Raw genomic sequence first — 10858 nt, 5'->3', positions numbered from 1 at the left:
GCAAAGGCCAGCTCTCCCTCGAACTACACGGCGCCCGCACCCCCGAAAGCCTCTACGCCCGCATCGCCCAACGCCTCCTCGCCCTCGCCACCGCAATCTGGCACAACCACAACACCGGCGCCCCCGTCACCCGATCCCTCATCGCCTACGACCACTGAGTTAGGAATCAGTCGTCTAGGTGGCATGAGCGAGCGAGTCATTCAACACAGCGCATGAGCGGTTAGTCGCGCGCCGCGGATGCGGCCGAGGCGAGGGACTCGCTGGGCGTGGTGGCGGGGACGATCATCCGCAGGCGCTTGGGCGCGACCTTCCAGGTGCAGCGCTGCTCGGTGCCACTGGCGTGGCCGTCGGAGTTGAGCCAGAACCGCTGCCCGGCGACGCTGATCCGGCGGGCCCGGACCGTCAGCAGGTCATCACGCGCGATCGGATGCGGACGGCGGAGCACCCGCCGGGCTCGGGAGAGCGGGTCGACCGCGAAGCAGACCACGACGTCGGCGAGACCGTCGGCAGGGTCGGCGCCCGGAGCGAACGTCGGCGCGCTGAGTGCCGGGACCGTGCTTCGCGACTTGTCTGGCCCGTGCGATGGGGAGTTGTTGACCGCCACCTGCAGCACCGGCCGGTCGAAGTCGGTGACCACGGTGTCGTCGGCCTCGATGCGTACGTGCAGGGGCTTGGACAGGACGGAGGCGCGCGCGCCGTCCGGCGCGCCGAACTCCTGGCCGCCACCGTGCGGGTAGCCCAGGTGCCGGGCGAGCGGCAGCATTCCGACAACCTGGTGCCAGCGCCCGCACTGGCCGAGGCGTACGGAGTTGACCACCACGTCGCCGCGGCAGTCGACGAGCAGGTCGAACCGGCGCTCTACCCCGTGGAGCACTACCTGGGCGGCGGCCATCGGGTCGACGGGGATCCCCGCACCGTGGGCGAAGTCCGCGCTCGCACCGATCGGGAGCACCGCGAGCAGGGCGTCGTCGAGTTCGTTGCGGCGATGCAGAGCCGCCACCACCGTGTGGAGACTGCGGTCACCGCCGGCCACGACGACGGTGCGGCCACCACGACGGTGAAGGGCGCCGTCGAGGTCGCCCGGCATCGAGATCCGGCAGACGTGCACGTCGGCTTCGGCGCGCAGCGCGTCGATGGCGTTCTGGACCAGGTGCTCGTCCGAACAGTCGGCGTACGGGTTGGTCACCACGAGCAGGGACTCCACGTGCGGCACCCTACCCCCTCCCACCCGCCCCAAGCCGCTCCTCGTGATCTTCAGCCGCGTCGCCGTGCTGCCGGCACTCGTCACCGGACGCCCTCACGGCGGCGCCGGCGGCTTCCGTGGACTACCCTTGCCGGCGCAAGAGCCGTGCCCCGCGCCTCGGCGGTGAGGCGAGGGAACCCGACGACGTGCCCCGTTTCGGCGGCGACGGCTGGATGTCCGCCACCCGGAAGGACCCCTGATGCCCGCGATTGTGCTCGTTGGTGCCCAATGGGGAGACGAAGGCAAGGGCAAGGTCACCGATCTGCTCGGCAGCTCGGTCGACTACTGCGTCCGCTACCAGGGCGGCAACAACGCCGGCCACACGGTGGTGGTCGACGGTGAGTCCTACGCCGTCCACCTGCTCCCGTCGGGAGTGATCACGCCCGGGTGTGTGCCGGTGATCGGCAACGGCGTCGTCGTCGACCCAGCGGTCCTCCTCGACGAGATCGGCATGCTCGAGTCGCGCGGTGTGAGCTGCGCGAACCTCCTGATCTCGGCCAACGCCCACCTGATCGCGCCGTACCACGCCACCGTCGACAAGGTCACCGAGCGTTTCCTCGGCAAAAACCAGATCGGCACGACCGGCCGCGGCATCGGCCCGACATACGCCGACAAGGTCAACCGGGTCGGCGTGCGCGTCCAGGACCTCTTCGATCCCGGCATCCTCCGGCAGAAGGTCGTCGGGGCGCTCGACCAGAAGAACCACCTGCTGGTGAAGGTCTACAACCGCCGCGCCATCAGCGTCGACGAGATCGTCGACGGGTTCCTGCGGTACGCCGACGCGCTCCGCCCGCACGTCATCGACACCTCCGCGGTTCTCAACCAGGCGCTTGACCAGGACAAGGTGGTGCTGCTGGAGGGCGCGCAGGCGACGATGCTCGACGTCGACCACGGCACCTATCCCTTCGTCACGTCCTCCAACCCGACCGCCGGCGGCGCCTGCATCGGTGCCGGTGTCGGGCCGACCCGGATCAGCCGGGTGATCGGCGTCCTCAAGGCCTACACCACCAGGGTGGGCGCCGGGCCGTTCCCGACGGAGCTGCACGACGCCGATGGCGAACAACTGCGCAAGGTCGGCGGGGAGTACGGCGTGACGACCGGGCGGGCCCGCCGCTGCGGGTGGTTCGACTCGGTGATCGCGCGCTACTCCACCCGGGTCAACGGCTTCACCGACTACTTCCTCACCAAGCTGGACGTGCTGTCAGGGTTCGAGCGTGTGCCGGTCTGTGTGGCGTACGACGTGGACGGCGTGCGCCACGACGAGATGCCGATGACGCAGACCGACTTCCACCACGCCCGGCCGATCTTCGAGTACCTCGACGGATGGTGGGAGGACATCTCCGGCTGCCGGACGTTCGAGGACCTGCCGAAGGCGGCGCAGGCGTACGTCAAGACCGTGGAGGAGCTGATTGGCGCGCCGGTCGCGGGCATCGGCGTCGGACCCGGTCGCGATGAGGTCATCGCCCTTCGAGGCCTGATCTGACGCGACCCCGCGTCTTCGCACTCACGCGTTCTCCGCGATCGCTCCCGTAACCCGCCGCGCACGTGCTCGTTTCTCACTGCGCAGGTCTGGTGGTGTCAACGGGGGCGATCATCGGCCCCTTGAGGTGGGGGCGGGCCCAAACGGGCGAAGTCCGTGAGGGGCCGGATCCACGCAGTTCGGGGGTGACGCGAAATGATCGTGGGTGTACTCCGCCGGGTGACCGGAACTCTCGCGGCTGCCGGCGTCGTGGTCGTCCTGGCCGCCGATCCGGGCCTCGCGAGGGTTCCGGTGAGCAAGGCGTCCGCGAGCGCGGCAACGGTGCGCCTCGGCGGTCAGTCCACCGGGACGGGCGAGTTCGTAGCCACCAACGACGGCGGCCGCGAGCGCACTGCCGGCCGCAACACGCCGATGCTGCCGGTCCTCGAGCAGCAGGCGACCGTGGTGGGCGGCTCGCTGGGGCAGGACGCAACGGCGGCCAAGGATGGTACGTCCGCGGCGTGTGCCGGCCTCGTCAGTCGCAACGGCACGGTCGAGGTGGGCCCGCACGGTCGCTGCCTCACCAACAGCCGCGGGCGGGTGGTCCTCTCCCTCGGATCACTCGACCAGCTCGGGCTCGGTGATGTCCTTACCAAGCTGCCGAAGCTGCCCGAGATCCCCGGCCTGCCCGATCCCTCGTCGCTTCCTGAGCTGGAGCTGCGGATCGAGGGCTCGGCGGTGACCGCGCAGTGCTCCGCGACGCCTCAGGTGGCGCGCGGGTCGGCGAGCGTGGCCGACGCGGAGGTCGTCGCGGTGGTCGCCGGTCAGCGGGTCCCGATCGCCGGCATCCCCTCAGGTGGGCTCGGCCTCGGCCTGGACGACCTGCTCGCCAAGCTGCCGGAGGTTCCGGGCCTCAGCGATCCGATCAAGGCGCTTCTCGACCAGCTGCCGGCTGATCAACTGCCGACGGGCGACCTGCTCACCATCGCGACCAACAAGCAGACGCGGCGCGGCGGCGGTATCACCGTGACGGCCCTGCGGGTGGCGGTCGTTCCCGACACCCTCGCCGACCTCGCGATCGGCACCGTCTCCTGCGGTCCCAACCACGTGCTGGCCCACCGGACACCGCCGACGCCCACCTCCTCACCGACACCCCCTGCTCCGGAACCAACCGAGGTGCCGACCGCTGTGCCGGCCGGGCTCGCCTCGATGCCGGGGGACGAGGTCACCGCGGCCCGGCCGGTGTCCGCGTCAGGACCCGTCGGCTTCGGAATCCTCGCGTTGCTTGGCCTTGCCGGGCTCACCATCGGCGGGCTGCTGCACCGCCGGCGCCACGGCTGAATCGCTGACGCGTCGTGGACGACTCGGGCAAGCTGGTCGCCCGGCTCGGCGCCGTACTCGGCATCGCGGTGTTCGCCGCCCTCGCCGTGTGGGGGCCGTTCGCCGGACCTGACGGGCTGCTCCGTGCGGCGTCGAGCCCGCGGCCCACGCCGACGCCGACAGTGCCGCAGTTGCCGCCGGCGCCTCCCGAACGCATTGCCATCCCGCGGCTCGGTGTCGATGCCAGGGTTGTCGCCACGCCGGTCGGCCCGCGGCGTACCCTCCTGCCCCCGCGCAGCCCGCGGCTCGTCGGCTGGTGGTCCGGGGGCGCGCCGCCGGGCGTGGCGCGGGGCGGCACCGTCATCGCCGGACACACCGTGCATACCGGAGGCGGGGCCCTCGACGACCTCCACCTGCTGAAGGCGGGTGACCAGATCGACGTACGTACGCCGAGCGGGCTGATCCGCTACCGCGTCGAGGAGGTCCGCGCGTATCACAAGGCCACGCTGGCCAGGGACGCCGAACGCGTCTTCGACCAGTCCGTGCCGGCCCGCCTCGTGGTCGTGACGTGCGACGACTGGAACGGTCAGGAGTACCTCTCCAACATCGTGGCGTTCGCGACTCCGGTGCGGGCGGTTCCGCGTGGGAGTGTGGAGTCGTGAGCGACGAAGTGCGCCCGCTCGTCGTGGTCGACGCGGCGAACGTCGTCGGGTCGGTTCCCGACGGCTGGTGGCGCGACCGGGCTGGGGCCACCGAACGCCTGCGCGACGCCCTCGCCCCGATCGGAGCCACCGGCCTGCCCGGCATCGCCGATCCGCCGCTCGACGTGGTGCTCGTGGTGGAGGGAGCGGCGAAGGGCGTACGAGGTACGCCGGAGGTCCGCGTACACCCCGCCTCCGGGTCCGGCGACGACGCGATCGTCGACCTGGTCAGGAACGACGGCCAGCACCGGCAGGTCCTGGTGGTGACCGCGGACCGGGGCCTGCGGTCCCGGGTGCGGGCGCTGGGCGCCGAGGTGGTGGGTCCGCGGACGGTCTATCCGCCGGTGGAGCGGCGCCCCGAGCCGGAGTGAGCACCGGCCCGAGAGATCTGACGACGGCGGGCTCGCTAGGGTCGTTTGTCATGGACGTACTCGTCGTCGGCTCCGGTGGCCGCGAACACGCCCTCGCTCTCGCCCTCGGCGCAGACCCCGCCGTCCAGACCGTGCACGTCGCCCCGGGCAACCCCGGTGCCGCGCACGTCGCGGAGACCCATCCGCTCGACATCTCCGACAACGACGCCATCGCCGACCTGGCCGACAAGCTGGGCGTCGACCTGGTGATCGTCGGTCCGGAGGCGCCCTTGGTCAACGGCGCGGCCGACGCGGTACGCGCGCGTGGCATCGCCTGCTTCGGCCCGTCCCGGGCGGCGGCGTGGATCGAGGGCTCGAAGGCGTTCGCCAAGGAAATCATGGCCGCCGCCGGCGTACCCACCGCGATGGCGCGGGTGTGCGAGAACGCCGACGAGGTGGCCGCCGCGCTCGACGCGTTCGGGCCGCCGTACGTCGTCAAGGACGACGGGCTCGCGTCCGGCAAAGGAGTCGTCGTCACGACCGACCGGGATGCCGCCCTGGCGCACGCCGCCAGCGCGGACCGCGTGGTGGTCGAGGAATACCTCGACGGGCCGGAGGTGTCGCTGTTCGGCGTCACCGACGGCAAGACCGTCGTTCCGCTCATGCCGGCGCAGGACTTCAAGCGGGTCGGTGACGGCGACGCCGGACCCAACACCGGCGGCATGGGCGCCTACGCGCCGCTGCCGTGGGCGCCCCCCGATCTGGTCGACGACGTGGTGGCGCGGGTCCTGCAACCCACGGTTGACGAACTCCGCCGCCGCGGCACGCCGTTCGCGGGACTCCTGTACGCCGGACTGGCGCTCACCTCCCGCGGCGTGCGGGTCGTGGAGTTCAACTGCAGGTTCGGGGATCCGGAGACGCAGGTCCTGCTGCCGTTGCTGCGTTCGCCGTTGGGCCGGCTGCTGCACGCCGCCGCGACCGGAACCCTCGCCGACCTCGAGCAGCTCCGCTGGCAGCCCGGCGCCGCGGTCACGGTGGTCGTGGCCACCCACGGATACCCCGAGGCGCCTCGTACCGGCGACGTCATCGAAGGGGCCGAGGAGGTCGACGCGCTGGAGGGTGTCCACGTGATTCACGCGGGTACGTCGGTGGACCAGGCCGGCAACCTCGTCGCCGCCGGTGGCCGGGTGCTCGCCGTGACAGCGCATGGTCCAGACCTCGCGATCGCGCGTGACCGGGTCTATGACGCGGTGGCGCGGATCCACCTCGAAGGGGCCCACCACCGCATGGACATCGCCGCCGCGGCGGTTCTCGGCGAGGTCAACCTCCCGCGGTCGTAGGTCCGCCAGGCCGCCATACGTCGCCCCGCCGGGCGTCCGATCAGATCGGTTGGTACGTCAGGCAGTCGACCTCGCTCTCCCGGTAACCCACGACGATGCCGGGCGCCTGGCATTCAAGGTCGATGTTGTGCATGCAGTCGGCCTTCTTGCAGGCGCCGACGTGACCGATGGAGCTCGGGTCGCCGCCCTTCATCGCCGCGCCGAAGAACGTGTCGCACTGGGCGCTCCGGGAGTCTCCGACGGTGATGGCGAGCGCGTGGCAGGTCTGTTCGCGGTTGTACGCGCAGGCCTCGGCCGCGCAGCTGTTCACGACGGGCATCTCCATGATTTCCCCCACGGTGTGCTGGTTTTCCCTTGCCGTCTTCTGTCCCCTGAAGCTTTCTGTGCCCCTGAAGTCCGGCCGCTACTCCTGCCCGTCCGGCCGGCCGACGTACGGAACTTTTCATTGCGCCAGATGCCCCCGGCGTGCAACCCTCCGTTGCGCCGGTGCCGTTTGAAGGTGGGAAGGACCGACAGGGGGCCCGATGGGACGCGGGGACGACGCCGAGTTCGTGGAGTTCGTGCACGGCTCGGCCCGGGCCCTGCGACGAACGGCGTACCTCCTCTGCGGCGACTGGCACCGCGCCGAGGACGCCGTACAACAGGCATTCATCAAGCTCTATGTCGCCTGGCCACGGCTGCGCAAGACGGAGACCTTCGGTGCGTACGCGCGGCGCGCCGTGATCTCCGCCGTCATCGACGACGCCCGCCGGCCCTGGCGCCGACGCGAGCGGGTGGTCGAGTCGTTCCCGGAGGACACCGCGACCACGGACGGAAGTTTCGCCGGGATTGACAATTCGCTGGCCATGGTCGAGGCCCTTCGTGAACTGCCGCCACGCCAGCGTGCCGTGTTGGTTCTGCGGTATCTCGACGACCTGTCCGTCGAGCAGACCGCGGAGGTCCTTCAGATCGACCCGGGAACGGTAAAGAGCCAGACGTCGCGGGGCTTGGCGAACCTGCGCCGGCTGCTCGGTCCGCTCGCCGGCGCCGATGCCACCACCTCGGGCGAGCACGAAAGGACCGCGCGGTGAACCCCGACCTCAAAGACGGCGATCTCAGCGGCGAGGACCTCAGCCGGATGTTCCGGGCCGCGGCCGATGACTCTGGGCGTCCCTTCCAGATCGATGACCTCGACCTCCTGGCGCGCGGGCGCCGACGCGTGCGGTGGCGTCGGCGTACCATCTCGGCGGTGGCCGCGGCCTGCGGCGTGGGGCTGGTCGCCGCGGCGGTGTACGTCGTTCCGTGGAACTCCCCGTCCGAGTCCACGACGGTCGCGGCCAAGGCCCCGCTCGACAACCCCGGCATCGTCCGGGAATGCGCCCGGATGGCGGAGGTGCGCCCACCCGACGTGGTGCCCGAACCCCAAACCGTGTGGATGGCTTTCCATCATGGCCGGCGGTTGCGTTCCCCGGTGTCGGCCGAGCCTGACACGATCCGCCCGATGCGGGTACGCACGACGGTCACCGACCAGTCCGGCGTCACGGCGCTGCTGTGGGATCCCCGCTCCAAGGCCCACGTTGTCTGCAACCTCGACCTGCTGACCCGCGAGAACGCCGCCACGATGCTGAGCACCCTCGACACGTCGCCGTCGAGCGTGCGGCAGTCGGAGTTGGCGGAGTACACCACGGTTGACTACGCCCGATCCCGACCCTGCCGGGGGGACGCGCGGGACGGCTGCGCCTGGGAGCTGTGGTTCGGGCACGGCGTCGTTCCCGCCGAGGTCACGCGGGTCACCTTCGCGGCCGCGGGTGAGACCCAGGAGGTCCCGATCGTGGACGGGCGGTGGGTGCTGCGCCGCTTCGAGGACCCGGCCAAGCAGGGTGACCAGCCCCAGCCGTCGTACACGATCCGGATGTACGACGCGCGCGGCCGGCTCGTGCTCGACGACAACCCGAACAATCGCTGACAACCTTTGCCGCCCACGTTCCGTAGATGCCGGTGACAGCGCACAACGACCGACGAGCGCGAGGCACCGGGGCCAGCGTGGGGCAGGAGGACGTCAGTGGGGATGGACGGCGGACGGCGGGCGCAGGAGTTCAGTGAGTTCGTCAGTGCTCGCCGGCGTCACCTACGGCGGTTCGCCTACCTGCTGTGCAGCGACTGGCACCATGCGGAAGACCTGGTCCAGACCGCCCTCACGAAGCTCTACGTCGCCTGGCCCAGGATCAGGCAGGAAGGCACCGAGGAGGCGTACGCCCGGCAGACGCTCCTGCGCTGCCACCTCGACGAACGGCGGCGACCGTGGCGGCGCGAGTCGGTGACGGCGGAGCTGCCCGAGTCGGCGCTTCCGGGCGGGTTGTCGTTCGAGGACGGTGACCAGCTGCGGGCCGCGATCCGTTCGTTGCCTGACCGGCAGCGGGCCGCGGTGGTCCTGCGGTACTGGTGGGGTCTCTCGCTCGAGGAAACGGCCCAGGATCTCGGCTGTTCGGTCGGCACGATCAAGAGCCAGACGTCCCGCGCTGTCGATCGGCTACGCGCCGCTCTGGCGGAGGACCTGAGGACGGGATGAGGACGATGGACGACAACAATATTCGAGCAGCTCTGGAGCGCTCACTCGACGGCGAGCCCGCGGGCAACCCGCCCATGACGGACGACGTGACGCGCGGACGGAAGGCGCTGCGGTGGCGGCGGGCCCGGGCGACGGCAGGCGCGGTGTGTGGCGTCGCGCTCGTGGTGGGGGCGGCGTACGCCGTTCCTGGTGTGGTTGGTGGGGGTACGCAGGCGAGCTTCTTCGGTGGCGGTCCGGCGACGCCCACCACCGGCCCGTCCTCTCCGGCCGCGACTCCCACTGCCAGCCCCTCGGCCACGCCCCGCCCGACGACGCCGGCGCCACGGCCGTCGGTGACAGTGCCGGACACGCCGAAGCCAACCGTCGCTCGGGGTGGGAGCACGGGTCCGGGGAAGGTGGACACCCTCCCTGGCCCGCTGCCGACAGCGAGCTTCCGCGGTGTGGTCGTGAAGCATCTGGGAACGCCGAACTACTCGGCGAACGGCGTGTCGTACAGCGGAACCTCCCCTGACCAGCACGATGAGGAGCTCTCCTGGGGTACCTGGAGCGACGGTGACGCGAAGGGCACCGTGGTGGTGGCGTTGTACCGACCTGGGGCGGACCTCCAGTGGATCGACAAGGGACCCGACAGAAGGTCGTGTGCGGTACGTCCGGTCAAGTCCTTCGTGGACGGCTTCAGCTGGACCTCATGCCGGTCGGAGACGTTGGCCGACGGCAGCACGTTGCGGGTGGCAGAGGGACGGGACCCGCATGCGGCAGCGCGCGGCGTCACCTTGCTCCGCAAGGATGGCTGGATCGTCTCGATCGCCACGAGCACGGGCTACTTCGAGCGGGGCGGGGAAGACCTGTCGACCCTCGAGCCGACCCTGGCGGCGTTGCCGCTCACCGTGGAGACGATGCGTGCGGTGGTGACCGATCCGGACATGATCGCGGACTGACCTGCCCCGGCTGACTTACCTCCACCTTGACTTGGCGGAGGAGTCTCGGCCTAGAAGCCGACACACCTCCGCCAAGTCAGCTACCGCTTCACTCAGATCCGGCGCTCAGGATGCGGCGGCGGCGTTGTACTGGTCGCGCCAGGCGACCCACTTCTTGACCACGCTGAGGTCGTAGTCAGGGCCGTTGAGGCCGAAGGTGAACTGCGTGATCCCCGCGGCCAGCAGCTTGGCGGCCACCTCCTCGGGGTCCCCGTCGGCGCCCGCGGACCGCTCGATCTCGGCCGGGTCGCGGCCGATCTCGTGGCACCACTTGTCGAGGACGTCGCGCTTGTGGCTCAGGGTTTCGGGGTCGCCGAAGCCGTGCCAGATGTGGGCGTACTCCGCGGTGTAACGCAGCGTCTTACGCTCGCCGCCACCGCCGATGAGAATCGGGATGTCGCGGGTGGGAGCGGGGTTGAGCTTCTTCCAGCGCTGCGTGATGCGCGGCAGGGCCTCGGACAGGTTGTCGAGCCGGCCGCCCGCGGTACCGAACTCGTAGCCGTACTCGGTGTAGTCGCGTTCGAACCACCCGGAGCCGATCCCGAGAATCAGTCGGCCGTTGCTGATGTGGTCGACCGTACGTGCCATATCGGCGAGCAAGTCAGGGTTGCGGTAGCTGTTGCACGTCACAAGGGCGCCGATCTCCACCCGGGAAGTGGCCTCGGCCCAGGCGCCGAGCATCGTCCAACACTCGAAGTGCTTGCCGTCCGGCTCGCCGTACAGCGGGAAGAAGTGGTCCCAGTTGTAGACGACGTCGACGCCCGCGTCCTCCGCGCGCGCGACGGCGTCGCGGATCTGGGCGTAGTCGGCGTGCTGAGGCTGGATCTGAACACCGACGCGTACAAGTTTGGTCATGCCTGGAAGCCTATGGACCCCAGGCAAGTCGATCGCGGCCCGGCCCGCGAGGCCTGGAGTAACCC

At 70.6% G+C, this 10858-nt stretch carries 12 protein-coding genes and 1 pseudogene; 10 read left to right on the top strand and 3 right to left on the bottom strand.

Annotated elements, in window-relative coordinates; translation table 11 throughout:
• Positions 1-158, top strand: a pseudogene (locus B141_RS43730) (IS982 family transposase); the annotation flags it as partial.
• Positions 159-220: 62 nt separating this feature from the next.
• Here B141_RS43730 and B141_RS0130760 read toward each other — a convergent pair.
• Entirely contained in the window at positions 221-1204 is a 984-nt protein-coding gene (locus B141_RS0130760; RefSeq protein WP_157181421.1) for a diacylglycerol/lipid kinase family protein, read from the bottom strand.
• Positions 1205-1442: 238 nt separating this feature from the next.
• On the opposite strand from B141_RS0130760, the gene B141_RS0130755 reads away from it, so the two are divergent.
• From B141_RS0130755 to purD, 5 genes are all read left to right on the top strand, one after another.
• Positions 1443-2726, top strand: a complete 1284-nt coding sequence (locus B141_RS0130755) for an adenylosuccinate synthase (RefSeq protein ID WP_020579041.1) — start codon at positions 1443-1445, stop codon at positions 2724-2726.
• A 192-nt stretch (positions 2727-2918) separates the two neighbouring features.
• Positions 2919-4043 carry a hypothetical protein gene (locus B141_RS0130750; protein ID WP_020579040.1) on the top strand — a complete coding sequence of 375 codons (1125 nt, stop codon included), beginning with the start codon at positions 2919-2921 and terminating at the stop codon, positions 4041-4043.
• Positions 4044-4057: 14 nt separating this feature from the next.
• Complete coding sequence (locus B141_RS43725) at positions 4058-4684, top strand: class F sortase (RefSeq protein ID WP_020579039.1); 627 nt, start codon at positions 4058-4060, stop codon at positions 4682-4684.
• Entirely contained in the window at positions 4681-5094 is a 414-nt protein-coding gene (locus B141_RS0130740) for a PIN domain-containing protein (protein WP_020579038.1), read from the top strand. Before B141_RS43725 ends, B141_RS0130740 begins: the two co-directional genes overlap by 4 nt.
• Before the next feature lie 50 nt (positions 5095-5144).
• Positions 5145-6413, top strand: coding sequence for a phosphoribosylamine--glycine ligase (purD, locus tag B141_RS0130735; protein WP_020579037.1), 1269 nt, complete (start codon positions 5145-5147; stop codon positions 6411-6413).
• A 40-nt stretch (positions 6414-6453) separates the two neighbouring features.
• Here the strand turns inward: purD and B141_RS0130730 are convergent, their stop codons facing one another.
• Positions 6454-6732 (bottom strand): DUF1540 domain-containing protein, encoded by a 279-nt coding sequence (locus B141_RS0130730; RefSeq protein ID WP_202805980.1) that lies wholly within the window; start codon positions 6730-6732, stop codon positions 6454-6456.
• 205 nt (positions 6733-6937) lie between these two features.
• Between B141_RS0130730 and B141_RS0130725 the strand changes: the two genes are divergently transcribed.
• The 4 genes from B141_RS0130725 to B141_RS0130710 all read left to right on the top strand — a co-directional run bounded on the left by B141_RS0130725 (position 6938) and on the right by B141_RS0130710 (position 9899).
• The gene (locus tag B141_RS0130725) at positions 6938-7483 is read left to right on the top strand and encodes a SigE family RNA polymerase sigma factor (RefSeq protein ID WP_020579035.1); all 546 of its coding nucleotides are present in this window, start codon (positions 6938-6940) and stop codon (positions 7481-7483) included.
• A complete protein-coding gene (locus B141_RS0130720) occupies positions 7480-8358 on the top strand; it encodes a hypothetical protein (RefSeq protein WP_020579034.1) in 879 nt (292 codons plus the stop codon). Before B141_RS0130725 ends, B141_RS0130720 begins: the two co-directional genes overlap by 4 nt.
• Before the next feature lie 102 nt (positions 8359-8460).
• Entirely contained in the window at positions 8461-8961 is a 501-nt protein-coding gene (locus B141_RS0130715) for a SigE family RNA polymerase sigma factor (protein WP_020579033.1), read from the top strand.
• Positions 8958-9899: a hypothetical protein gene (locus B141_RS0130710; protein ID WP_020579032.1), complete on the top strand. Its 942-nt coding sequence runs from the start codon at positions 8958-8960 to the stop codon at positions 9897-9899. Before B141_RS0130715 ends, B141_RS0130710 begins: the two co-directional genes overlap by 4 nt.
• Positions 9900-10004: 105 nt before the next feature.
• Here the strand turns inward: B141_RS0130710 and B141_RS0130705 are convergent, their stop codons facing one another.
• A complete protein-coding gene (locus B141_RS0130705) occupies positions 10005-10793 on the bottom strand; it encodes an LLM class F420-dependent oxidoreductase (RefSeq protein ID WP_020579031.1) in 789 nt (262 codons plus the stop codon).
• Positions 10794-10858 lie beyond the last annotated feature (65 nt).

The sequence above is a fragment of the Actinopolymorpha alba DSM 45243 genome (genome assembly GCF_000373925.1).
In the GTDB taxonomy this organism is placed as follows: Bacteria; Actinomycetota; Actinomycetes; order Propionibacteriales; family Actinopolymorphaceae; genus Actinopolymorpha; species Actinopolymorpha alba.
This window is presented reverse-complemented; position numbering and strand designations above follow the sequence as displayed.